Source organism: Paenibacillus sp. OAS669 (assembly GCF_014873645.1).
Lineage (GTDB): Bacteria > Bacillota > Bacilli > Paenibacillales > NBRC-103111 > Paenibacillus_S > Paenibacillus_S vulneris.
On the sequence record NZ_JADBDR010000002.1, the window covers coordinates 163,286 to 188,440 of the forward strand.

24 protein-coding genes are annotated in these 25,155 nt (G+C 50.0%); 21 read left to right on the top strand and 3 right to left on the bottom strand.

Going from position 1 to position 25,155, the window contains the following annotated elements:
- Positions 1-103: 103 nt before the first annotated feature.
- Positions 104-313, bottom strand: a complete 210-nt coding sequence (locus tag GGC63_RS06180) for a hypothetical protein (RefSeq protein ID WP_192701554.1) — start codon at positions 311-313, stop codon at positions 104-106.
- Between the two features lie 78 nt (positions 314-391).
- On the opposite strand from GGC63_RS06180, the gene GGC63_RS06185 reads away from it, so the two are divergent.
- From GGC63_RS06185 to GGC63_RS06220, 8 genes are all read left to right on the top strand, one after another.
- Complete coding sequence (locus GGC63_RS06185; RefSeq protein ID WP_144027767.1) at positions 392-943, top strand: hypothetical protein; 552 nt, start codon at positions 392-394, stop codon at positions 941-943.
- A 49-nt stretch (positions 944-992) separates the two neighbouring features.
- A complete protein-coding gene (locus GGC63_RS06190) occupies positions 993-1,304 on the top strand; it encodes a thioredoxin family protein (RefSeq protein WP_179135900.1) in 312 nt (103 codons plus the stop codon).
- A 57-nt stretch (positions 1,305-1,361) separates the two neighbouring features.
- Positions 1,362-1,745, top strand: coding sequence for a kinase-associated lipoprotein B (locus tag GGC63_RS06195; RefSeq protein ID WP_192701555.1), 384 nt, complete (start codon positions 1,362-1,364; stop codon positions 1,743-1,745).
- Between the two features lie 34 nt (positions 1,746-1,779).
- A complete protein-coding gene (locus GGC63_RS06200) occupies positions 1,780-3,156 on the top strand; it encodes a sensor histidine kinase (RefSeq protein ID WP_192701556.1) in 1,377 nt (458 codons plus the stop codon).
- Positions 3,153-3,806, top strand: coding sequence for a response regulator transcription factor (locus tag GGC63_RS06205; protein WP_192701557.1), 654 nt, complete (start codon positions 3,153-3,155; stop codon positions 3,804-3,806). The genes GGC63_RS06200 and GGC63_RS06205 overlap by 4 nt, the downstream gene beginning before the upstream one ends.
- Before the next feature lie 152 nt (positions 3,807-3,958).
- The gene (locus GGC63_RS06210) at positions 3,959-5,035 is read left to right on the top strand and encodes a Gfo/Idh/MocA family protein (protein ID WP_079909134.1); all 1,077 of its coding nucleotides are present in this window, start codon (positions 3,959-3,961) and stop codon (positions 5,033-5,035) included.
- Between the two features lie 32 nt (positions 5,036-5,067).
- Positions 5,068-5,565, top strand: a complete 498-nt coding sequence (locus tag GGC63_RS06215) for a hypothetical protein (protein WP_192701558.1) — start codon at positions 5,068-5,070, stop codon at positions 5,563-5,565.
- Positions 5,566-5,709: 144 nt separating this feature from the next.
- Positions 5,710-6,438, top strand: coding sequence for a YhcN/YlaJ family sporulation lipoprotein (locus tag GGC63_RS06220; RefSeq protein ID WP_192701559.1), 729 nt, complete (start codon positions 5,710-5,712; stop codon positions 6,436-6,438).
- Between the two features lie 66 nt (positions 6,439-6,504).
- Here the strand turns inward: GGC63_RS06220 and GGC63_RS06225 are convergent, their stop codons facing one another.
- Together GGC63_RS06225 and GGC63_RS06230 are read right to left on the bottom strand one after the other, a co-directional pair.
- Positions 6,505-7,191 carry a response regulator transcription factor gene (locus GGC63_RS06225; protein WP_192701560.1) on the bottom strand — a complete coding sequence of 229 codons (687 nt, stop codon included), beginning with the start codon at positions 7,189-7,191 and terminating at the stop codon, positions 6,505-6,507.
- Between the two features lie 314 nt (positions 7,192-7,505).
- Positions 7,506-7,826, bottom strand: a complete 321-nt coding sequence (locus GGC63_RS06230) for a winged helix-turn-helix transcriptional regulator (protein ID WP_079909138.1) — start codon at positions 7,824-7,826, stop codon at positions 7,506-7,508.
- Between the two features lie 302 nt (positions 7,827-8,128).
- Between GGC63_RS06230 and GGC63_RS06235 the strand changes: the two genes are divergently transcribed.
- The 13 genes from GGC63_RS06235 (at position 8,129) to GGC63_RS06295 (ending at position 25,071) form a co-directional block, all read left to right on the top strand.
- Entirely contained in the window at positions 8,129-9,034 is a 906-nt protein-coding gene (locus tag GGC63_RS06235) for an ATP-binding protein (protein ID WP_192701561.1), read from the top strand.
- 50 nt (positions 9,035-9,084) lie between these two features.
- Positions 9,085-11,004, top strand: a complete 1,920-nt coding sequence (locus tag GGC63_RS06240; RefSeq protein ID WP_192701562.1) for a vWA domain-containing protein — start codon at positions 9,085-9,087, stop codon at positions 11,002-11,004.
- Positions 11,005-11,062: 58 nt separating this feature from the next.
- The gene (gene purT, locus GGC63_RS06245) at positions 11,063-12,241 is read left to right on the top strand and encodes a formate-dependent phosphoribosylglycinamide formyltransferase (RefSeq protein WP_192701563.1); all 1,179 of its coding nucleotides are present in this window, start codon (positions 11,063-11,065) and stop codon (positions 12,239-12,241) included.
- 44 nt (positions 12,242-12,285) lie between these two features.
- A complete protein-coding gene (locus GGC63_RS06250; RefSeq protein ID WP_079909142.1) occupies positions 12,286-12,774 on the top strand; it encodes an acyl-CoA thioesterase in 489 nt (162 codons plus the stop codon).
- A 59-nt stretch (positions 12,775-12,833) separates the two neighbouring features.
- Positions 12,834-13,622: a TIGR00266 family protein gene (locus GGC63_RS06255; protein WP_079909143.1), complete on the top strand. Its 789-nt coding sequence runs from the start codon at positions 12,834-12,836 to the stop codon at positions 13,620-13,622.
- Between the two features lie 48 nt (positions 13,623-13,670).
- Positions 13,671-13,943, top strand: a complete 273-nt coding sequence (locus tag GGC63_RS06260; protein ID WP_079909144.1) for a hypothetical protein — start codon at positions 13,671-13,673, stop codon at positions 13,941-13,943.
- A gap of 74 nt (positions 13,944-14,017) precedes the next feature.
- Positions 14,018-15,721: a sensor histidine kinase gene (locus GGC63_RS06265; RefSeq protein ID WP_192701564.1), complete on the top strand. Its 1,704-nt coding sequence runs from the start codon at positions 14,018-14,020 to the stop codon at positions 15,719-15,721.
- Positions 15,722-15,725: 4 nt separating this feature from the next.
- Positions 15,726-17,255 carry a response regulator transcription factor gene (locus GGC63_RS06270; protein WP_192701565.1) on the top strand — a complete coding sequence of 510 codons (1,530 nt, stop codon included), beginning with the start codon at positions 15,726-15,728 and terminating at the stop codon, positions 17,253-17,255.
- Positions 17,256-17,352: 97 nt separating this feature from the next.
- Positions 17,353-18,063, top strand: coding sequence for an ABC transporter ATP-binding protein (locus tag GGC63_RS06275; protein ID WP_192701566.1), 711 nt, complete (start codon positions 17,353-17,355; stop codon positions 18,061-18,063).
- Entirely contained in the window at positions 18,047-19,093 is a 1,047-nt protein-coding gene (locus GGC63_RS06280) for an efflux RND transporter periplasmic adaptor subunit (RefSeq protein WP_225947996.1), read from the top strand. Before GGC63_RS06275 ends, GGC63_RS06280 begins: the two co-directional genes overlap by 17 nt.
- A 26-nt stretch (positions 19,094-19,119) precedes the next feature.
- Positions 19,120-22,041: an ABC transporter permease gene (locus GGC63_RS06285; RefSeq protein ID WP_225948032.1), complete on the top strand. Its 2,922-nt coding sequence runs from the start codon at positions 19,120-19,122 to the stop codon at positions 22,039-22,041.
- 2 nt (positions 22,042-22,043) lie between these two features.
- Complete coding sequence (locus GGC63_RS06290) at positions 22,044-22,964, top strand: ABC transporter ATP-binding protein (RefSeq protein WP_192701569.1); 921 nt, start codon at positions 22,044-22,046, stop codon at positions 22,962-22,964.
- Positions 22,942-25,071 carry a hypothetical protein gene (locus GGC63_RS06295; RefSeq protein WP_192701570.1) on the top strand — a complete coding sequence of 710 codons (2,130 nt, stop codon included), beginning with the start codon at positions 22,942-22,944 and terminating at the stop codon, positions 25,069-25,071. Before GGC63_RS06290 ends, GGC63_RS06295 begins: the two co-directional genes overlap by 23 nt.
- Positions 25,072-25,155: the final 84 nt, after the last annotated feature.

The following is a 25,155-nucleotide window of genomic DNA, read 5'->3' on the forward strand; positions in this document are numbered from 1 at the left end:
TGAGCCGGAATACCCATGCTCATCCTTTTTTAGCCATATTGCTGGTTTACAAGTGAAAACGTGACGCCCAAATACGGCAGATTCCTCGGGTTGTTGAAGAGGATTAGCTTCCGCCGGTACGACGGCGTTGATTGTTAGGCTTCTTGTTGTTTTGGCTTCTCATAACAGCGCTGTTGCCGCCGCGAAGAGGCGCGCCTGCTTTTCCATCGTTTTGGGCTTGCTTTTTCTGGGCAAGCTTGTTTTTAATAGCGTCCGCCAGACTGACTTTTTTCGGTTCTTGTCCGGATTCGTTATTTTGATTCACGTCCGACATGGTGCACACCTTCCTTGAATTGGATGATATCATTGTACTGATTTGTCCTGAAGGAAGCAAGTGAAAAATATATAAAACATGACAAAGAGGTTAGAGAGCAATATGTTCGACCCTACCATATTTGATAATCTGAAGGTTGTATTCGAAGGTGCTATGTACGATATGGATTTGACAGGAGATGTTCAAATTTTGAATCGTACCGATCGCGTGGAGCTGTCGACAATGTCTAGAAGCTTCGGGATGGAAGCGATTCGACGTCCCCACGGCTTCGTTAAAGGCAGCTTCGTATTGAAGGCATCGCTGGCGGACTTGTCAGCGGAGCTCTTGTCAGAGCAAGGAAAACAGCCCGGCTGCAGCCTGGAGCTCAGGTTCTCATTCCCCGTACGAGAGATGCAGCAGGATTGCGCTGTCGCGGAGAATCTGATGAGATCCATTTGGGGAGAGGGCCCATCTATCCAACAGAAGGTTTATTGGGTCTACGGGGAAGATCAGAGCTTGATGCGGAATGAACTCACTCTTCAATTTATCCGTAAACTGGATGAGAGACAAATTGATGACATTCCGAGCCTGATGGATCATCTCGTATTAAGCATGGAACGGCTGGACCAGCAGCATTTTCATAAATCCTGATAGGATTCTGTAAGGCATCTTTGACATCAATGAAGGGGAGGTCCCGAGGGTGGAGGAATGGTCTGAGCAGCAGATTAAGCAGCGGTTAGAGGCATCAGACGAACGTCTTTTTATTTACTTTTATACTCCGATGTGCGGTACATGCAAAGTAACGGAAAGAATGCTTCAAGTCGTATTGGCCATGGAACCGAATTTACCTTTGGTCAAATGCAACGCTAACTATTGTCCCGGCTTGACCCAAAGCTGGAAGGTGGAAAGCGTACCTTGTATTGCAAGCATCGAACGCAGAAGCCTAACCCGAAAGCGATACCGCATGCAGGGTGTAGCGGATCTTTTGCAGTGGTTCCAGGAATCTGCATAACCCTTCGGCCTATGTTTGAAGGTACATAACGCAATTGAACTAAAGGAGGAATATACTATGAATGAACCGCTCGAAATGGGAAGTATCGTTTCTGCCGAATACAAAACCGGTGAGTACATCGGAGAAATTGTTGAGATATCGTCTGCCTCCAAAGCGGCTGTAAAAATATTGGCTGTAGTAAAGCATCCGACGCAAGGGAACTTGCACAATCCAATGAAACCCGATGTGGCTTTCTTTCATCAACGGAGGGCGCTGGCGTATCAGGAGATCGCTTTGATGCCGCTGTATACTATAAAGCCTTACCGCGGTACCGTTCCGGATTATGCGGATTCTCTAAGAAGAGCTCTGCAATCCGAGCTTCAAACGCTGCAGCAAACCGTCAAATGGGCACAGCGCTGTGTGGAAGAGCTTGAGCAATTGAAAAAGGAATACTCACTGTAGCCTTACAAATTGAAATACTGGAGTGTCGGACGGAATGCTGTTTGTGCTTATAGGCTTATGGACGATCGGCCTGTTATTGATCGTAACAGATCCGAGGCGGTTAACGACCCGGTGGATCGCAAGTATTGCTTTTACCGGCGGTTCAGGCGGCTTATCGGCTGTCATCCATGATTATTGGATTCCTAGCTTTTACGACAGGGGCTGGCTGACCGAGCCCGTTGCCGATCTGATGCTTCGCGCCGAGAGTATCAGCTCCCTGGTATGCTATTACGGACTGCCTTATACGTTCCTTATGTTTACGATCGTCTACCATCCCAATTATTCCGTATGGCCAGTCCGCAATAAGCGTTTTTCCTGGATTTTGATTGTGCCTGTTCTTTTGTCCTTTGCTTTTGAGCCTGCAAGCGCAATCGATCCGATACCCTACCATTATGTAACCTGGTGGACCACACCTTATATTTTGGCAGGGATTGCTATCTTGATTCATGCGACAGTAAAGGAACGGAATACCTTTTTACGGAAGCATCGTATGCTAACTACATTGGCTGCTGCGCCCGCCTTGTTCTTTGCCTTATTCACTTTATACATTTTACCGACGTTTTTCGGGTTATATGAATGGTGGCGCTATAATGCCTGGGTGATCGGCTTCACGCTTGCGGTTATCCTCATTTCAAGCTTTCGTTACGGGTTCATGGGACTGCAAATTTCGATTCAAAACCAGAAGCTCGATTACACATTAAGAGCCATTACATCAGGGACCGCAATCTTGAACCATGCCATTAAGAACGATGTAGGGAAAATTCGCTTGTTCAGCGAGAAAATCAAATCGGAAGCCTATGAGTCCGACCCGGAACAGCTCGTTAACGATATCGAAGTCATTATGAACGCTTCGCAGCACATTTATGATATGATATATCGTATCCAGGGCCAAACGCAGGACGTAGTCATAAAGCCGGAGGAGCTTCGATTGGATCAAATGCTCGAGGCATGTGCCGGCATGCTGGACCCTGCAATGAGTCGTATAGAGGTCGAAAAGGATTTTCGCTGCACAGGCAAGCTATGGGGAGATAAAGCGCAGCTGAACGAGGTGTTCACGAATGTCATCTCCAATGCCATTGATGCTATGCCTCAAGGCGGTAAGCTGGTCCTTAGGCTGACTGAAACCAAACGCAATATTACCGTAGAAGTCAAAGATACCGGGATAGGCATGGACAAAAAGCTGTTAAAACAGGTGTTTGACCCGTTTTTCACAACGAAAGCCGGGAAGAAGCTGAATTTTGGACTTGGCCTTTCCTATTGCTACCATGTGATTCAGAAGCATAAAGGGACAATGGATATGCACAGCAAGCAGGGAGTAGGGACTTCGGTATTTATTCATTTTCCTAAAAAGAAAGGAGTCAGACCTACATGAGTCGGATACGATTGGTTATTGTGGAAGACGACCAGGACTGGCTGCGCGGCTTGACCAGTTACTTGAAGAAGGAATCGGATATAGAGGTCATAGGAACGGCATCCTCCGGCCAGGAGGCTGTAGAGCTGCTGGAGCAAATAGAAGCGGATGTCGTGCTTATGGATATTATGATGTCGGATAACCCCGACGGTATTTGGGCCGCTGCGGAGATCGTTCAATGCACCAGCTCCAGAGTCATCATGCTTACTTCGATGGAGGAAAAGGAATTCATATTCGAAGCGTTCAAAGCAGGAGCCGTCGACTACATGGTGAAATCCAATTTTACGGAAATACCTCAAGCCATCCGGAACGCTTACGCCAACCGGAGCGCGATTCATCCAAGTGCGGCAGCTCAAATGCGCGAGGAGTTCCGGCGTCTGAAAAAGCTGGAGCACGAGGTGAGAGTTAAAGAGCTGCGGAATCTGTTGACGCCTACTGAAATTCAAGTGCTGGACTTGATAGAAAAAGGGCATACGCAGACTCAAATCGCTGACAAGTTCGTCGTTTCGATACGTACGATCAAAGTGCATGTAGGCAACATTTTGCGCAAGCTGGGCGGCAAGAGCAGCAAGGAGGCAGCACAGAAGGCCAAGGATATGGGAATATTATAAAGCGGCTTATTACTGCTCTTAAAGGCGGTTATAAGCCGTTTTTTAACAGGAAAAAGGTGCTTCGAAGGGGTGCGATTTTCAATAGCGTAAATCGTCCGGCATGTGTTATAGTTAAATTCAGTTTGATATAGATGATGGGAGGAACCACTGCAATGAGTTTGAACAGCAAAATTCAAATCGGTATTATCGGGGCCGGAAATATCGGCAACGTCCATATGAACGGGATCAAACAAATGCCTGAAGCGGCGATTACGGCCGTTACGGATGTTTACTTGCCTTTGGCGGAAGCGCGTGCAAAAGAGCACGGAATTCCTCACGTCTACAGCAGCTATGAGCAGCTTCTTGAAGATCCGAATGTCGATGCTGTGATCATTGCCGTTCCTAACGAAATGCACGCCGCGATAGCGATTGCCGCATTGCAGGCTGGGAAGCATGTGCTTCTGGAGAAGCCAATGGCGATTAATGCCGCTTCGGCCAAAGAAATTGTCAAGGCTCACCGCGCATCCAACAAGACCTTAATGATTGCCCACCAGATGAGATGGGAATCTATTAACATGCAGTTAAAAGAACAGATCGAAAAAGGAGCGCTTGGGCATATATATAATATCAAGACAGGCTGGATGAGACGAAAAGGCATTCCGGGATGGGGAACCTGGTTTACCCAAATGTCCAAATCCGGAGGCGGCCCTTTGATTGATATCGGGGTTCATATGCTGGATTTGTCTCTCCATTTCATGGGCAATGCAAAGCCTGTATCGGTATTTGGAACGACGTATTCCGAATTCGGTCCTAAACGCCGCGGGATAGGTACTTGGGGAACGCCTGATTGGAACGGGCATTATGATGTTGAAGACCTGGCGACGGCATTGATCAAGATGGATAACGGCAGCACCTTGTCGCTCGATGTTAGCTGGGCGGCCCATACGGATATGCTGGACAACCAACCGTATATTTATGTTATGGGCACAGAGGGCGGAGCATCGCTTCGGGGCGGCAAAGGCAAGCTGTTTGCCGAAATTTATGACCGCACGGCGGATGTAGAATTAATCGCACCGAATCAGGATGAGGGCTCGCGAATACGGTTAAGCCGGCACTTCCTGGAGTGCATCCGCGAGGGCAAAGAACCTTTAACCTCCGGATTATCCGGGCTCACGAACAATCTGATATTGGAAGCTATCTACGAATCGTCGCGTACAGGTCAAGTCGTCAATTTGGATTGGAACTTTTAGTCATCGGCAATTCGATAGGGAGTGAGAATACGATGGTCATGTCATTCACCGATTTGAGACGAGTCCCTTCGGAATGGCTTCAGGAACGTCTTGAGACGGTCAAAGCCTTGAAGGACGATAACCTTGAAATGTACGAGGTGGCCAAGGATAAGCTGACCGGCGAGCATTATCTGCATTATGCTTATCTTCATAAACAAGTTGCAGCAATCGGCCCCGAAAGCAGCGGGGATGAAATATTTCATCATCTGATGCCAATTGACAGCGATGATGTACTGGGACTGGTATTTGGAGAACAGTCCTACACTTATCCGGATAACTGGACAAAAATGTTTTTACGCAACGGCCCGGATGGAGATTATGTATGGTTTGATCCTTCCTACACGGACCAGGAAGCGGAGAGCGAAGAAATCGGCGCCAGTCTGCAGGAGCAGCTTATGAGATTCAAGCAGTCTCCCGAGAGATCGGAGGAAGCGGTCCGCAAGCTTTTGGAGGAATTGGACCGGACGCTCGGCAAGGACGAGAACGGATAATGCATTCAGTGGGGAGACGCTTCCAAAGAGGCGTCTCTTTTTTTACGCCTCGATAGAGGTTTTCTTATTCCGTGCCCGCATATTTTCCTGCTCATAACTCATCCTAACGATGTAGAACATCCAAGAGATGAGGAGGGAAAGCATTTGAAATGGCGTTCAACCGTATGGCGGGCCGGATTGATAGGGAGTATGCTGCTTCTTGCAGCCGGCTGCGGTCATGATCAGAATCGCAACAAGGAGCTGGGGGCAGGTCTTGAGTCTAAAGATCATCATGCTCTTTATGACAGGGGCACTTTTAATAATGAGAACAGTACCTTGGGGGTTAAGCCGAAGTGGGAGAATGCCCAGCCTTCAAGGCCTCAAGCGGATAATCCCGGAGCGTTCCAGCAGCTGGATATGACGAATTATCATTTATCCAAAACCTTCCGGTTTGCGCCGGAGCTCTCGAATCAAATTGAAAAAATGCCGGGCGTTCACCAGGCAACCATTTTGCTGACAGAGACAAACGCTTACGTTGCAATCATTCTGGATGGACATAACATTGATACGGAAGCTCATCCGGAGATGATGGCAAATCCTATTTCCCCCAAAGGCGGGGTCGGGTTATTCGGCACGAATAAAGGGAATGGAATGATGAACTGGGGGGATCCGGCAGGCTTAACTCATTCCATGGCTTCGCGCATTAAAGGACAGGTGCTGGCAATGGAGCCTAGGCTGCAGCGGGTGTTTGTGTCCGCAAATCCCAATTTTGTGCAGAGAATACGTTTTTATGTGAAGGAATATCAAAAAGGCGTGGATTTATCGGTCTATATGAATGAATTTAACACAATGATTCAGCGTGTATTCCCGAATGATACCAACACGAGAAGATAACAAAATAAACTCCTGAACCATGCTCGCTGTTACAAGGTAACGGCACGGGTTTTCAGGAGTTTTTTATTAGGGCTCAAATTTATAGCCGACACCCCAGACCGTTTTGATGTGCTTAGGGTCCTTGGGGTCTTTTTCTATTTTTTTGCGAAGATTCGTAATATGTACGTCAACCGACCGCTCGGTAACGAAAGCATCCATGCCGCGGATTTTATTCAGAAGCTCTTCCCTGGAAAATACTTTGCCCGGGTGCAGCCAGAAATGCTTCATCATCTCAAATTCGGAGTACGTTGTTTCCACTACAGTGTTATGCAAATATACGCAGCGCTTTTCCATATCTACACGAATAGCTTGTGTATCTGCACTTGGTTTGGCATCAGCGGCTGCTTTATTCATGGTCGATCTTCGCAGCAAAGCGCCGGTTCTTGCGGCCAGCTCCCTCATGCTGAAGGGCTTGCACAGATAGTCATCCGCCCCGATGACCAGAGCCTTCACCCGCTCGGAAACCTCGCTCTTGGCAGATACCATCATGATGGGGACAGGGGATTGGGCGCGAAATTCCCTGCAGAGCTCCATCCCGTTCAAATCGGGCAGCATCACATCCAGAATGATCACATCAGGTTGGACCGTGCGAAACAGCTCAGCTCCTTGCTGACCGTCTCTTGCAATATGCACTACATAATCTTCCTCTGATAAATAAATGGAAATCATATCCGCAATACTATGATCATCTTCAATCAGCAATACGGTTGCCATGAATTCCTCCTATATATGTGAATGATAAATAATGAATCGGATTCCCTTAATAATGCAGATGAAAACGGTTTACTTCAATGGTAGGTCGTTACTTACTTTAACGGAAACTGCTTGCAGGAACAAGCTTCATTTCTCCTGCCAAACGTGTCAAATTTATGAACATAAATAAATCAGCTGCCAATCAAGAGCGCATTGCAGCAGAAGACGCGTCTTCCGGCATGCGGCCAAAGTCCTGACTAGCAGCTGTTTATCCATAGTAAGGTAGGATACCATTCATTATCGACATATGCCCTGCAGCGGCTGTCAAGAGCATATTATATGTTTAACCAGCTTTCACCCCACAGGTGTACAGCGGCCATTACTGGTTCCAATGCTTTGCCTTTCTCCGTCAACTCGTATTCGATGCGAACGGGAGTCTCAGGATATACATGGCGATAAATAATACCGGCGGCTTCCAGCTCCTTGAACCGTTCCGCAAGCATCCTGTCGCTCATTCCGGGAATCATTTCCGAGATGTCCTTGAAGCGTCGGGGGCCGCTCAAGAGCGACTGAATAATTAAGCCTGTCCAGCGCTTTCCTAACAATTCAAAAGCGGCTTCAAATTTGGGACAAAGCTGATGATTATGGTCGGCCATAACTATCATCTCCTTCATATCTATAGTTTAACATAAGTTACTTGATAAAAGTAAGCCCTTTTCTCCAAAATGCCACAATAAAAACATAGTTTGGACCTGTCTATAAGCAGTCCATGCAGCTATCTTACTGTTATTATACATTTTTAAGCCGAAATTAGCATAGCTCGGAAGGGAGTCAGGGCGATAATTCGGGAAAAAACCTTATTGTTATGAATGTTTTTTCGCTCAGGGTGTTGAAAATTTTCACAGGGTGAAGTATAACAACCGTAGGTAATTAATGAATTCATGAGAGGATAGATATCATGATCGTAGCAGATCCGTGGGCAACGTCCAAGCTGCCCGCTCCATTGTTGAAGCAAATTTTGGAGCGCCGCGAGTTTCTCCGGCATTCTCTGGATGCGGAGTCTTTGAGCCTCGTGGGCGAAGACGGGTACAAGCCGCCGAATGAGCAGATTCTCCAGGATGCTCTTGTTTCCATGGCACTAGGAAAAAATGTATTGTTAAAAGGGCCAACCGGTTCGGGAAAGACAAGACTGGCCGAAACCTTATCGTATTTGTTCGGACAGCCTGTCCATGCAGTAAACTGCTCCGTAGATCTGGATGCGGAGGGCTTGATCGGATTCAAGACGCTGGAAGCCGAGCAGGGGCAATCTGTGGTCAAATTCGTTCCGGGTCCTATTATTAAAGCGATGACTCAGGGACATTGGCTTTATATTGATGAAGTGAATATGGCAAAGCCGGAAACACTGCCTCTAATAAACGGCGTTCTCGATCATAGAAGGACGATCACCAATCCGTTCACCGGCGAAGTAGTTCGAGCCAAGGAGGGCTTCGGCGTCATTGCCGCCGTCAATATCGGGTATGTGGGCACAGTACCTATGAATGAAGCGCTCAAAAACCGATTTGTAGTAATCGATGTTCCTTATCTGCAAGGAGACAAACTGCTGGAGCTTCTAAGGGAGCGTTCCCGTTTAGCAGATACAGATCTTCTGCAGCGCTTCGTACGATTATCAGCGGACTTGCAGGAGCAAATTCGCTCGGGTCAGCTGTCGGATGAAGCGGCTTCGGTCCGTGCTCTTATCGATACCTGCGATTTGGCAGCCTATATTCCTCCTCTTAGGGCTGTACAACGGGCCATAGCGGACAAGCTCGACGATGAGAGGGAACAGGTACTGGTCATGAATTTGGCGGAGACCTATTTTGGTTGAAGCGGATAGACATCCATCATCAGACATCAAGCCGGAAGAGGAGAGCCTGAATGCGTTTTTTGGAAAATGAAGTGGACGCTTTCCTTCGCATGCAGCTGTTGGACTTGGCTAGAGCCTTGTCCGGGTGGGAAGAGCTGCAGCTGGAATTATCTTATCTTTCTTCGTACAACGATAAGGACAAGCTTATTGCGGTCAGCCAGTTCTGGAGCTATTATCCCGAGCAGACGAAGCTGACGGGGATGAAGACGGATGTATATTTGCGGGCCATAGGAAGCGCGTGGTTTACGGATGCTAATGTTATTGCAGGTTATATAGATTGGACCCGGACTGCGAAGCTCCCGCAATTGGCCAAGCAGTGGCTTGCCATGTGTGAGGAGGCCAGGCTGATGACCTTATGCAGGAAGCATAGGCCGGGGACTGCGGCGGTGTTTGACCTGCGTACCCGGATTCTGGGCAAGCATTACTCTGCGAAGCGGGATATGCACCGGGATCGCCGGGAGGAGGCGGATGCATTGCTTTGCGGCTTTGCCTCCGCTCTCAATAATAACGATTCGAAAGAGCTCTATATCCCGGACGGGTTCAGAACAGAGGACCGGGTGTTCATGGAGGAGCTGCTGTACGCCGTCAGCACGATGGAAAGCACCAAGCAAGCCGCACAAAGCTGCCGTAGACTCATGGACCATCCGGAGAGGGACAATGCCTTAGAAGGCGACTCAAGGGCTCAATACTTCTCATTGCAGCTGCACAGCGGCACCGATCAGCCGTTATCCTGGGAATACATAGGAGAATTGAAGCGTAAGAAAAAGCTGAAAAGTCATACCGAGCTTCCCAAGGATTCGAGAGAGGATAAGCCGGAGCAAGGGGAAAGACTGCCAAACTGGCACCGCGAAACCGAGAAACAGGATGAGAGTCTGCTTCGTTTCGATATCGAGCAGGGCTCCAAATCCGGCCTAATCAGCGATCACGTACGCGAAGCGGATAGCGGGGATCAGGCCTTGGGGATTGTACAGGGCTCCTCTCAGGCGTCGAGCCGCAATGAGCCTGAGCCGCCCAAGCCTCAGGCACTGGATCGTCTGGATACCGGATTTGCCGGCAAGGGTGACTCCTACGGGAGATTGAATCGCAAGGCAGTCCCTGTGTACAGGGACGCTGAGAGTCCAGATACGAAATCGCGTCTCCAATACGATGAAGTGCTTCGGGAAGTAACGCCGATGGTGAACAAGCTGAAGAAGACGATCCGAATGACCATGGAGCAGAAAAGAATAGCGCCGCGCAACGAGCTTCTGACAGGCAGATTGGGCAAAAAGCTGGTCCGCGCCGCGTGGGAGCCTCTTCCCAGATTATTTTATAAAAAAAACAGTCCTTCGATGGAGGTCGATGCCGTTTTTTGCCTTCTTATCGACTGCTCGGCCTCCATGTATGATAAAATGGAACAGACGCATCGGGGCATCGCATTGTTTCATGAGTCGCTTCGTTCCTTGCGCGTTCCCCATGAAATCATCGGCTTCTGGGAAGACGCAGATAAGGTCACGGACAAGGAGAGTCCGAATGTCTTTCATATCATAACGGACTTTGCCCGCAGTCTGCATGACTCGTCGGCAGGTCCCAAGCTGCTTCAGCTGCAAGCGGAGCAGGATAATAGAGACGGGTATTCGATTCGGATTGCCGTCGAACGGCTGATGAAGCGTTCCGAGAAGCAGAAGGTGCTGCTTGTGTTCTCAGATGGAGAACCTTCAGCTTCGGATTATCACGAGGACGGGATCATCGATACGTGTGAAGCCGTTCTGCAAGCGAGAAGAACGGGGGTCGAGGTGGTCAGCGTCTTTTTGGGCAGCGGTGCTGTGAAGGATACCGAACGGGAAACGATGCGAAACATCTATGGCAGATTCAGCGTTCTAGTGCCGGATGTATCGGGGATTACCGACCAGCTGGGACCGCTGCTCCGCAAGCTGCTCATGAACCAGCTCTAATTTAGAAAAAAAATTGAAGTCGGATGCAAGTATTCGAGGGTTGAGAGGAAGGATAACAATGTACGGATCACCATTATCAGGACAAGCTCGCAAAATGATGCTCCTAGGCTCTGGCGAGCTGGGCAAAGAAGTTGTCATTGAGGCGCAGAGACTGGGTGTCGAGACCATAGCCGTCGACCGCTATGCCAATGCGCCGGCCATGCAGGCAGCCCACCGTTCTTATGTTATCAACATGTTGGACGGGGAACAGCTGCGCGATTTGATTTTGAAGGAAAGACCCGATCTTATTGTCCCTGAGATCGAAGCTATTGCGACGGATGTGCTGGTAGAGCTGGAGAAGGAAGGCTTCCGGGTCGTTCCTACAGCTACGGCAGCCCGGTTGACCATGGATCGTGAAGGTATCCGCAGACTGGCGGCGGAAACGTTAAAGCTTCCTACGGCGCAATTCGAGTTCGCTGATAGTCTGGAGGAGCTGAAGGCAGCTGTAGCCAAAATCGGAACGCCTTGCGTCATCAAACCGATTATGAGCTCGTCGGGTAAAGGACAGAGCATCTGCCGTTCGCTCGATGAGGTGGAGTCTTCCTGGAATTACGCCATGGAGGGCGGGCGCGCCAAGAAAACAAGGGTGATCGTAGAGCAGTTTATCCATTTTGAATCCGAAATCACACTGCTGACGGTTCGTTCCGTCTCAGGAACCGCTTATTGCGCGCCGATCGGTCACGTCCAAAAGGACGGCGACTATATCGAATCCTGGCAGCCGCATCCAATGAGCGAAGAGCAAATTGCTGAGGCACAGCACATAGCCAAGACGATTACAGATGCTCTCGGAGGCGCAGGGATCTATGGTGTCGAGCTGTTTTTGGCTAAGGATCAGGTCTATTTCAGCGAGGTTTCCCCAAGACCTCATGATACGGGCATGGTTACTATGGTTACTCAGGATTTGTCCGAATTTGCCCTGCATGTCCGGGCAATCCTCGGTTTTCCGATCCCTACAATCCGCTTGCTGACGCCTGGCGCATCGCATACGTTAAAAGCGGCTGTGGAGCATCAGACCTTTAAAATTGAAGGGATAGAAGAAGCGTTGAAGCTTCCGAATACCCAGGTGCGCGTATTCGGCAAGCCGGAGACGAAGGTTGGCAGAAGAATGGCTGTGGCGTTGAGTTCGGCCGAAGATACAGAAGAGGCCCGCCGTGTGGCCGCCGAAGCCGCGGGCAAGCTGAAGCTGATTTACAACTAAGATACAGAACAGAACACCACTTGCCACCGTCTGGAGGAACAGCAATGAGTGAAGCAAAACCGGCAAGGATGTCACGTACGACGATGACGGACATTATTTTCCCATCCGATACGAATTACCATGGCACCATGTTCGGCGGTATTGTCATGCGCTATATCGACAAGATAGCCACCATTGCCAGTATGCGCCATTCAAGAAGGGGAGTCGTGACGGCTTCAAGCGATAGTCTGGATTTTCTGGCGCCTGTCAAGGTCGGAGAGGCTATTATGCTGGAAGCTTACGTATCCTGGACCCATCGAAGCTCTATGGAGGTCTTCGTGAAGGTGGAATCCGAAAACTTGTTTACAGGGGAACGCAAGACGACGGCGACGTCCTTCCTAACGTTTGTCGCCCTTGATGACCAAGGGAAACCGACGCCGGTGCCCGCGGTTATCCCGGAAACCGATGAAGAGCGGCGTTTGTTCGATAGTGCGGAAGAGCGCTATCAGGCAAGAAAAAAACGCAAGGCGGAGAGGGATAATAACTCCCATTAAACGATCCCGATGCGCCGTTCGTTGAGGTATGGTATAGTAAAATGGGAGGGATTACCACAATGAATGCTCATGAAATAGATTACCGGATTATGGGATCGGAGATGCAGTACGTCGAGATTGAGCTCGATCCGAACGAGAGTGTCGTAGCTGAAGCAGGCAGCTTGATGATGATGGACGCCGGCATTCGAATGCAAACCATCTTCGGCGATGGCAGTGAGGAGAACAAAGGCTTTGTAGGCAAGCTGTTCGGGGCCGGTAAACGGTTGTTAACAGGGGAGAGCCTCTTTATGACCGTCTTCACCAATCACGGATACCAGAAGGAAAGGGTGTCCTTTGCCTCGCCATACCCGGGCCATATCTTGCCGATGGATTTGTCGCAGCTTGGCGGCAAGCTGATTTGCCAGAAGGATTCGTTTCTATGCGCGGCTAAGGGAGTCTCTATCGGAATCGAGCTGCAGAGAAAGCTGGGAGCCGGCTTTTTCGGCGGGGAAGGCTTTATTATGCAGAAGATCGAAGGGGACGGAATGGCCTTCGTTCATGCCGGCGGGGCGATTTGTGAGAAGGTGCTGTCGCCCGGCGAGATGATACGGGTCGATACAGGCTGCTTGGTCGCGATGACCCAGGACGTGGATTACGATATCGAATTCGTTAAAGGGATCAAAACTGCGGTCTTCGGCGGGGAAGGGTTATTCTTCGCTACGCTCAAGGGACCTGGCCGGGTATGGATTCAATCCCTTCCGTTCAGCCGATTGGCAGACCGAATCGTATCGGCATCCCGAGCAGGCGGACGTAAAGAAGAAGGCAGTATTCTCGGCGGTCTGGGTAATCTACTTGACGGGGATAAGTAAAACAGGCTATTATTCAATATACATTACATAAGAGAGGTGCTGAAAAGAATGGCATATCAACCACAAGTCGTCGATGCCAAAATTGTCAGCAACAACCCGAAAAACGGATTGTTTGAAATTGTGGTCAATTTGAAGGATCGTACATCCTGCCGACTTATTTTTGAAAAGGATCCTGCTACAGGCGAAGCTATTGTGACGCATGTCAACCGATTGCAAAAAGAGCCTTGCCCTATTTGCCGCAAAGACTATTTGTGCAATTGCATGACCAGCTATAAGGATGAGATCTCTTCACAAGCGCTGCAGCTAGTTGGAACTCCTTAATGCCGAATAAACCCGTGGGCTATACGCTCATGGGTTTTTTTCAAAATTTGAGCGCTATCGGGTGAGGATGGAGTATGCTTCGGATTTTAATCTATATAACGATCACCTGCTGCTTGTTCGTGGCAGGTACGGTTATGCTGTATTCGCACTTTTTCTCGTCCAATCAAAGAATGGAAATGTCGAGTCAGGTAGGACAGCTGCACGAGCAAACGCTGCAAAGGCTGAAGCAAACCTTCAGCCAAGTGGATGCAATGGCACGGAATGTAGCCAATGATAATGTGCTGCAGCGGATGACCGAAGGAACGGTAGTCAGAGACTCGACGGAAGAAAGAGCCCTTAGGGAGTACGCGGATCAGCTCATTAAACAGCAAACCTCCCAGCTTCCTTATATTACGGATATGTGTATAACGGTCAACGATAACCGGTTTATTCTGTGTACCAATTCGGAAGCTGCGTCACCGATGCTGGATGCCCAGAAGCTGCCGCTTCAAAAGCAGGACCGGATGATTGTCAAGAGGGAAATCGACGATGATGTGATAGATGCTTCCGATCAAATTATTTTCATGGCCCCTTTGGTGGACCGCAGGTCCAATGTCGTTAAGGGCTCTATCCAAATGGTAGTGGCGCTGGATTCGATCATGAAGGACATTTATGTGAAATGGCCGCTTCTGCATAATGAGCTCATCGACTCGGAAGGCACGTTGATGTACAGCCGGAAAGCCTCCACCCAAACCAAGGAACCGGATTGGAAGCTAACCGAGCCCGCCCAAATGCAGTGGAAGGACGATTCCATATGGTCGCAGCTTAGTGTGGATTTGCCGGGAACGATATGGGTCTCAAGGATCGAAGTGCAGCAGAGCGTCGATAAAGCAGAGGGACAAGCCATGCGGCAAACGCTGTTCTTCGTTGTCCTGATGCTATTGGCAGCCGTGGTGCTGAGCGCGTTCCTGTTCCGCTATTATTTCACGCGCCCGATGCAGCATTTGCGCGCTTTGATGAATCGTGCGGAACTCGGGGATTTCAAAGCCTATTGGGTTCGAAAGAGCAGCCGCGAATGGGGCGAGCTTGGAGAAAGCTATAACCAGATGCTCAACAGGCTCGAAGAGCTGATCAAGCAGGTCAAGAAGGAGGAAGCGCTAAAAAAAGAAGCGGAAATGGAAGCGCTGCAATACCAATTAAATCCTCATTTCCTGTATAATACACTTAATACGATTAAATGGGTTGCCAAAATGCACAGGACTCCTCAAATTGCGGAAGTGGTGACCTCCTTGGTGCGTCTATTACAAGCCAGCCTTGGGAAAAAAGGGGATTTCATCACCATCCGTGAAGAAGTCGGATTGATTCATGATTATATGGAGATTCAATCCTTTCGTTACGGGGAGCAGGTAAAACTTCAATGTGAAGTGGATCCGCTAGCCCATGGCTGTCTCGTTCCGAGAATGATTCTTCAGCCGCTTATTGAGAACGCGATCATACACGGTATTGAGCCCGCGAAACGGGAGGGGCTTATTACAATTCGAGTATGGCTCGACGTGCCTCGGGATCTCCTCTACTGTCAAGTCGAGGATAACGGAGTCGGCATGACGCAAGCGGGGGGAACCGTTGATCACGCGTCTGCGGCAATGAGAGAACGGATGAGTGGGATCGGCCTTCGTCATATCCGGGAGAAGATCAAGCTCTACTATGGCGATGGCTATAGTATGCATATTAACAGCAAGCCAAGACAGGGGACGACCATACGTCTGACCATGCCTGTACATCAAAGCGAGGTAGGATAAAGTGATGAAAGTGCTTATCGTGGACGATGAACCGATTGTCCGCAAAGTTCTTAAAACGATGATTCGCTGGGAGGATTACGGACTGCAATGGGGCGGAGAGGCGTTCGACGGTTTGGATGCTTGGGAGCGGTTGCAGAGTGAGCCGGCCGACCTGGTAGTGACTGATATTCTGATGCCAAGAATGGACGGTTTGGAATTGGTCAAGCATCTCCGTCAGGCTAATACGGATGCTGCGGTAGTCGTGCTGAGCTGTCTGGACGATTTCACCTACGTGAAGGAAGCCATGAAGCAGGGGGCTCACGATTATATTCTGAAGCCTACGATGGAGCCGGAGCAGCTGGCAGATATCCTGGTCGAAGCAAAGGAAGCGCTGATCAGGCAGCGGAAGGAGAATGAAGCACGGGAGCAGGTGCAGCGCCAGCTTCAGCTGTCCCGGCAGGCGCAATGGGGAATGAGACTTCAGAAATGCTGGCTTAGCGGGCAGAGGGATGCCGGGCTGGAGGAGGAGTGGTTTTCTACTGGCGTAGCGTTATGCAGCTGTATGATTCAATTTACGCCGGATTCGCAGCTGTCCGTTCTTGGCTGGCACTGGCCTGATGCACTTGCTTTTATCAGTTTGACGGAGCATAGGACCCTGTTGCTATATGAGGATAACGGGAGCCGCAGACTAAAGGACGTGGAGGTAACGTTAACGGAACAGTTCGGGTTAAGTCAGGATCGTTATTGCCTGACGGAGGTTCAAGGAATTAGCGGCTGGGAGCAGCTTCAGAATCTGGTCGCTCTGCATGAAGCGGACAGAAACCGGATGTTTTATGGAGGGAAGCATGCCGATTTCGACGATGCGCGCTTTGCTGCAGCAGCCCCTGTGGAATGGAACGGCTCCCTCCCTGTGGAGGAAAAACAAAACCTGTTACGGGCGATTGCAGGTCATAATGAAGAGGCTATGCATTATTGGGCTCAGCAAATGATGGCCCACCTGGAACAAAATCACCCGCCTGCAGATACGGTCTACAGCTTTGTATTTGAGCTGCTGGGACTGGCGGTCGCATTCGCCCGACAAGAGACGGACACAGATATGGAGCCGTTTGAACGCCAATATGTTTCCTCTGCGGCGGTGCAGTCCCATTTGACGATGGAATCGCTGGCTGCATGGTTTTTGGAGGCAGTGTCCAATCTGACTGCAATACTGCAATCCAACGTTCAATTGGCTTCGCGGAACCCTTTTGTCCGCAAGGCAATGAGCTTTATGCGAGAGCACTATCATTTGCAGATCAGCACCTCGGATATTGCGGACCATGTCAAGTTAAGCAGGAGCTACTTAAGCGATTTGTACAGCAAGGAAACGGGTGAGTCGTTGATCGAGACGTTAACGAATATTCGTCTTCAGGAGGCTAAGCGCCTGCTGCGCAATAAGGAGCGAAAAGTATATGAGGTGGCGGAGGCTGTCGGTTTCATCGATCCCAAGACATTCGCCAAAACGTTCAAGAAGATTGTCGGATGTTCGCCGAAGGAGTATGAGGAACAGAACAAATAGACACCAATTCCTAACAAATTGGTGTCTATTTTTATGGTCTGGAAAAGTTTACATTTAATATAGAGAACGCTTTCATTAAAGGAGTGACGTAATTGCCATGAATTATCCGTTAATCAAGCATGACCCGGGCGAGCCGATCATACAGGCCGTTAGCGTGACCCGATCGTTCGGCAAGGGCTCGGCAGCCGTTCATGCGCTTCGCGGAGCCAATCTGAGCATCCCGCCAGGCCGGCTTGTCGCGCTAAGAGGACGCTCCGGCTCGGGGAAGACAACGCTCTTGAATATGCTGGGCGCTTTGGATCGTCCGACGGAAGGCGCGATTTATTTTATGGGGCAGGATGTCACCGTCATGTCGGACAAAAAACGCAATGAGCTGAGACGCACCCAGCTCGGGCTGATTTTTCAATCCTTTGCGCTTGTACCTTACATGTCTGCCTATGAGAATGTGGAATTCGGCTTACGTATAGCCGGTGTTCCTTCCTCCAAGCACCGGGAATACTCTGAGCAGGCGTTGGATTTCGTCGGCTTGAAGGCAAGAATGAAGCATCGTCCCTATGAGATGTCAGGCGGAGAGCAGCAGCGCGTCGCCATTGCAAGAGCGATCGCCCATCGACCGAAGCTGCTGCTGGCCGATGAGCCGACGGCGGAACTGGATAGCCGGATGGGACTGCAGGTGATGAAGGTCTTCAAGGATTTGGTTCAGATGGAAGGCATGACGATTATTTTAACTACGCATGATCCGGCGATTATGGAAATTGTCGATCAAGTGTACGCATTGGAGGATGGACATATTGTCGAAGAAAGCTAACCGCCGCAGCCGCAGCTCCCTTTTCACCGCCCTATTGGCGGCATCCGTGCTGGCCGCATTGCCGGGGTGCAGCCTGCTGCCTAAGGAAGAGCAGGCGCTTCAACCCCCGCTGGTGAAGCCGGTCAAAGAGAATTTCGAGCTGTATGAGGTCAAGAGAGGCAATATAACGAAGCAGGTCAGCGGTGTCGGAACCTTCGCTTCAGATAAATTGCAGTATCTGTATTATCCGGAATCCGGCGGGCGTCTTAATGCCATTAATGTCTCATTAGGGTCCAAGGTTGCAAAAGGCGATGTCGTAGCGCAGCTGGAGAAAGGGGAAATAGAAGGAAAGATCAAGCAGCAGGAGCTGGTGGTAGAGAAGGCGCAAATTGCTCTGGAGCAAGCGAAGGAGGAGAAGCGCGGTGACGCGTTGACCATCCGTTCCAAGGTTCTTGATGTACAGAAGGAGCAGATTCAGCTGGACATGCTCAGGCAGCAGCTGGGCCGGACGAAGCTGGTATCCGATGTGGACGGAATTGTGACGTTCATCGATACCATCAAGCAGGGCGATGCGGTGACGGCTTATAAGACGATCATGACCGTATCGGATCCCAAATCGATGAAGCTGGCTTACGAATCGTCGAACTCAGCCGATCTGACTGGAATCCAAGTCGGAATGACCGCCGATTTGAAAATTAAAAACAAGCCATACAAGGGCAAGGTCGTCCAAATTCCAGCGACCGCACCGCAGTCCGATGTGAAAGCGATTGCAGATAAAAACGCCAAGTCGATCATCATTGTGCCCGATGAGCTTCCTGCAGATGTTACGATCGGGACGAATGCGGATATCACCATCGTGACGGAGAGCAGGGAAAATGTGCTGATTATTCCAAAAGTGGGACTGCGTTCTTACATGGGGCGCGATTATGTGCAGGTGCTTGAAGGCGAAAGCCGCAAGGAAGTCGATGTGGAAAAGGGAATCGTATCGGCAACGGAGGTTGAAATCCGCAAAGGGCTCAAAGAAGGACAAAAGGTGATTTTAAACAATTGAGGTGACGCTTGGTGGCAATCCTTGTGATGATCATGCGAAAGATGATCAAAAACAAATGGCTCGAACTCAGCCTGCTGCTGGGCTTGATCATCTCGGTCGGGCTTGTGAGCAGTATGCCTATTTATACGAACGCAATTTTACAGCGTCTGTTGATTAAGGATCTGGAGCTTCTGCAGGATAGCAGCCAGCAGTACCCGGGAATCTTTTGGACGTCGGTGTTTTTGAACAGCGAGATGACGCCGGAGCAATCCAGGCAGGCGATTCAGGAAACGGATGAGTATATGGTGAAGACCGCACAGCCGCGGTTTAAGCTGCCGATCAAATCCTATGTGACCGAGAGGGCCACGGACAAATATAACATGGTACCGGTTAATGCGGACAAGATCGATGCTTCCGTCAAACGGATGGCCGACATCACAACGCTAAGCGGACTGGAAGACCATGTAAGGATGATTGACGGGAAGTTCCCTTCTGCGGAACCGGTGAACGGTATTATCGAGGTAGCCGTCGTGGATCAGACGCTGACGAATCTGAAGATGGTGGTCGGTCAGGAGTACACGATAGAGGATGAGTCGATAAACGACAAGTTCACTTTTAAAATAGTCGGTGTGATCGACCGCAAATCGTATGACGACGTGTATTGGTACAATGCTTTATCGAGCTATAACTCAAGCTTGCTGGCCGCTTATCCATGGTTCGAAAAGAATGTGACCCAGGAACGAAAGCTCATGCTGCGCTCCAGTATTTGGTACACTGCGGTGGACTACAGCCAGATGAAACTGGATTCCATTAACCGGTTCATCGCGACCTACTCGAATACGGAAGATTTTCTTAGCGGAAAGTTCCCGAATTACTCGATGAAGGCACCGGCCTTGCAGACGATGAGCACGTATTTCGTCAAGGAAGAGAAGCTGCGCACCATGCTCTGGTCCTTGAACGTGCCTGTCATGATCATGCTCGCCTATTATTTGTTTATGGTTTCCAATCTCATCACAGACCGGCAGAAGACGGAAATCGCCGTATTGCGAAGCAGGGGAGCCAGCAGGCTTCAGATCATTATGAGCTATGTCGTGGAAGGCTTGCTTTTGGGCGGAATTGCGATCCTGGCGGGTCCATTCTGCGGCTTGACGCTGACCCGGATGCTCGGCGCCTCGAACGGATTTTTGGAATTCGTTCAGCGTGCGGCGCTGGACGTGCGGTTGAATAACGAAGCGTATCAGTACGGAATGATAGCGGTCCTATGCTCCCTGGTCATGACTCTGCTTCCTGTGCTCTTTGCAACCCGCACCAGCATTGTCGGTCACAAACAGCAAATGGCGCGTCAAACCAAGCTTTCCTTTTGGCATAAATATTTCGTAGATGTAGTCCTATTGGGCGTTTCGCTCTATGGATTGCAAAATTTCAAGAGACGCATGGCGGATATGCAGTCCCTTGGATTGGAAGCAAGCGATTTGCAGATGGATCCGCTGCTGTTCCTGGTTCCTGCGTTGTTCATACTAGGCATGAGCTTTGTGCTACTTCGGATTTATCCATGGATTATCCGGTTTATTTATCAGGCAGGCCGGCGCTGGTGGTCACCATCCTTATATTCGACCCTGCTGCAGGTCGGCAGATCCATTACGCAGTATCAAGCCATCATGGTATTCTTGAGCGTTACATTGGCAACGGGGCTGTTCAGCGCAAGCGCTGCCCGAACCATCAACAAGAATACGGGTGAGAAGATCATGTACAGCAATGGCGCGGATATCTCCATGCAGATCAAGTGGGAAGACGATGCACCGCCGCCCGGGATGGAGATGGAAGATGAATCGGCTAGCTCGGATGACTCGGAGACCCCTGCGGTAACGGCACCTGTGGTTCCGGCGGTAAAGAAGAAGATACAGTATTCCGAACCGCCGTTCATGCCTATGACGCAGCTTCCGGGTGTGGAGCAGGCCGCCAAAGTGTTTACGAAGAAGGATGCGAGCCTTACCGTAGGCAAGGAAAAAGCGAATGCGACCTTGATGGGGATTGATACCGATGATTTCGGGCGAACGGCATGGTTTCGCGGGGGGCTTCTCGACCATTCCTTCTATGAGTACCTGAACCTGCTGGCCTCAAGCCCTTCTGCTGTCCTAATCTCGAAAACGCTTGCGGACCAGTTTAATTTGAAGGTCGGAGACCATATTTATGTAGGGTGGAACGGAGTCGAAAATACGATGTTTAACGTGTTTGGCATTGTGGACTACTGGCCGTCCTGGAATCCGAATCCCAAATATGCCGATAAAAATACTTCAACAAGCACCGGCACAGGCGCAAATGCCAAAGCCAAAAAAGTATTGGCTCCCATGCTGATCGTAGGCCACCTGTCTTACATTCAGAACAATATGGCTCTGGAGCCCTATGACGTATGGCTGAAGCTAAAGCCTAACGCTTCCAGTCAGGAGCTGTACGATGCGGTGGAGCAGAGGAACATTCCCGTCACGAAGCTTAGCGACGCCAAGCAGGAGCTTATCCGATCCAAGAACGATCCGTTCCAGCTTGCGATAAACGGCGTGATGACCTTGGGCTTTATCATTTCCATAGTGATCAGCTTCTGCGGATTTTTGTTGTACTGGATATTGTCTCTTTCCAGCCGTGTGCTGCAGCTCGGGATATTAAGAGCGATGGGGATATCGTTCCGCCAGCTCATCTTTATGCTAATTGGTGAGCAGCTTCTTACCTCCGGAGCAGCTATAGGAATCGGGCTTATTACAGGCGGCCTGACAAGCAGACTCTTCGTTCCCATGTTTCAGCTTTCCTTGCAATCAACGAGTCAAGTGCCCCCGTTCCAGGTGACATTTGATCCGCGAGATCAGTTTCAGTTGTACATTATCGTGAGCACTATGCTGGTCGTTGGTCTGATTATTCTTGGTACGATGCTGTCAAGAATCAAAATTCATCAAGCTGTGAAGCTAGGGGAGGACTAACCATGATTCACTGCGATAACCTCGTCAAAATATATAAAGTAGCCGATCTGGAAGTCGTTGCTTTGCAAGGCCTGGATCTTCATGTGGAGCCTGGAGAGCTGATGGCCATCATAGGCAACAGCGGCAGCGGCAAATCGACACTGCTGAACATGCTGGGGGGATTGGACCGTCCCTCTGCCGGACAGCTGTTGGTCGACGGGAAAGATTTGCTGAAATTTACAGAGAAGGACCTTGTGAAATACAAGAGGGAGACGGTAGGCTTCGTATGGCAGAACAATGCCAGAAACTTGATTCCCTATTTAACCGCGTTGGAAAATGTAGAGCTGCCCATTCTGCTCCAGGGAAAGCGCAAGCGGGAGAGAGCTCTGGAGCTGCTTGAGGCCGTAGGCTTAAGCCATCGTATCAAAAATAAGCTGAATCAGCTCTCCGGCGGGGAGCAGCAGCGGGTGGCGATTGCCATAGCCCTTGCCAACAATCCTAAGATGCTGCTGGCTGACGAGCCTACAGGCTCCGTAGACACGAAGATGGCGAATCAAATCCTGGATTTGTTCCGGGACTTGAACCGGAGAATGGGGTTAACGGTCGTTATTGTCACCCATGATCCGCTGTTAGCCAAGAAGGTCGACCGTGTCGTTGCGATTCGTGACGGCAAAACCTCATCCGAAATTATCCGGCGCAAATCGTATGCCGATGAGCTGGCAGAGCTCGAGCAAGGCTTGCAGTCGGATGAGGAAGATTCGCACGTGGAATACGCGGTTCTCGATAAAGCCGGACGGCTTCAAATACCGGGCGATATGCTGCAGTCCATAGGCGTTCAATCATCGAATAAGGTAAGGGTTCAGGTGGAGGAGGGCCGCATCGTTTTACTCCCTCCGGAGGAGGAGAAAGGGGAAAAGGAACATGAAATTATCGGCAAAAAATAAAATCCTGCTGCTTCTTATAGCAGCCATGACGGCATCGGCAGGGGTCATCCCGATTCCCGTCACCATGGCGCAGGGGGAGAGCTACCAGAGGGATGAGATCGATGAAACGATGCGCCTGTCCTCCGTCTCCATAGCGCCTCACAGCAAAGTTGAATTGAAAAACGCCGCGGTCATGCCATCCGACAACGGCAATATGTTATTTTTTACATTGAGCGTAACGAACGGAGAGAACAGCTCCATTTCCTTTCTTGACTATTGGGTCAAGGTATACAATACATCGGGTGCGGAGTTTACTCCGGACCTGATCCCCCAGGACAAGCTGAAGAAGGATATTCCCGCGGGGCAGCAGGTCGACTTCACCTTCTATGCGCCGGTGAATGATGCCACGGCACTGCAGGATCTATGGTTCCGGCTTACCCGGTGGGATTATAACAGCACGGAATTGGAGAAAGCGATCGGCGATATCCGCTTTCCCGATCAGTCGGCAGCTGTGCTTGCTCCCGAAGCCGTCAGCAAAACCGTCATGCTGGGCAATGTGCCGGTTGCATTGGAGGTAACCAAATGGAGCGCACTGCAAAACGATGCTTACCTTACGCCTAAGCTGACATTAAGAGCGACGAATAAAGGCCAGGCCGCCGCCAAGCTTACCGGCTACCAATATTCACTTAGAGCGTCCAATGGGGCGATGTACCCGCTGGAAATTACGATGAATGGGGATAAGCAGCAGCTTCAGCCCGATGTGCCGCTGGACCTTCAGCTCAAGGCTTCGCAGCTTCCGGCTTCGGCGATCGGGGATCATTGGGACCTGGTCATTACGCAATCGGTGACAGTAACCAGCGATTTGAAGCTGAACCTGCCCGTAACGACGCTTAAGGTTTCCACTGAACAGCAAGCGCCGCCGAGTATCGGCTCCAGTGTCGAGTTTGCTAATAAAGACGGGGTATATCTGCTGCAGGTGGAGAAGCTCGATCGTATGCCGTGGGATGATCAGGATGTACTAAGTGCGGATTTGTCGATGACTCATCATCAATCGGACGCGCTTCCCTTTCCGGACATCAAGGCGTACTATGAGCTGGACGGAGGGGTGAAGGTGGAGGCCAAAGCGGTAAAAACCGATAGAGCCGTCGGCGTTCCTCCGGGTCAACCTGTACATTTCCAGATTGTTGGCAAAATTCCTTATACCTATCCTTTCGCGGCAACGAAGCTGGTTCTGCAGAATAAACTAAGCGAGAATGAAGTGGAGGATATGGCTCAATTTATGCTGCCTCCATCCGAGATCAAGCTTCCGGTTGTCGCCTTCGGCCAAGAGCAGTCCATTACAGGAACGGGAAGAAATACGTTGTACGCTCCCCGCGAAATCAATACCTACACAGACGGAAAGAGCGATATGCTGGAGGTTCAGCTGGAAGTATCCAATATGGAGAAGCGTTCCAATGCCGTACCGAAGCTGACCGCCTTCTTGAAAACGCCGGATGACGCGTTATATCCGACCAAAGTCCGCGAGGTAAAGCAGAAATTAAATCCGCAGGGGAAGGCGCTAGTTTCCTTCTCGTCGAAGCTGCCGAAGGGATTCGATACGAAGGGGCTGCGGCTGGTTGTAGGTGAATCCGTTACGGAGCAGAGGCTAAGTCTTACGGAGGACAAGGCAGATGCTTATATCAATGCCGTGGAGATGGAACTCCCGGTTGAAAAGCCGATTGTCAATACTGGCTTGAAGGATGTTGCATTCGACCAGTATAGCATTTCTTTAAGCAAGATGAGCACCTGGCTGGATAGCACGCAGTTGCGGGTCAATTTCCAGTATGATTTGAAAAAAGACAGCTTCTTTGAGACGAACAACGACGGCAGCAAGCTTATTATTCAATTTGCCGATATGAACGGCAACATGACTTATGAGCAGAAGTATTACTTGGAATCGGCCCCGGATAAGGACGATGTTCGACTCGAGCTGGGTGAGCATAATTACAAAATGATTATTAAGGACAGCGATCTATTAGGCAAGATTGGATCGCTCAAGCAGTATAAGCTATCGATCATTCATGAGTTCCAGGGGATGCGCAAGCTGTTGGCATCTCAGACGATGGATTGGTTCGCTATTACGGATTAGAGCGGGCTTGCCATCAACCTTAAGCACCCTATGCGGTGCTTTTTTCTTGTATGCAAGTTATGGTAGAATGAAGGAATGAGCGAC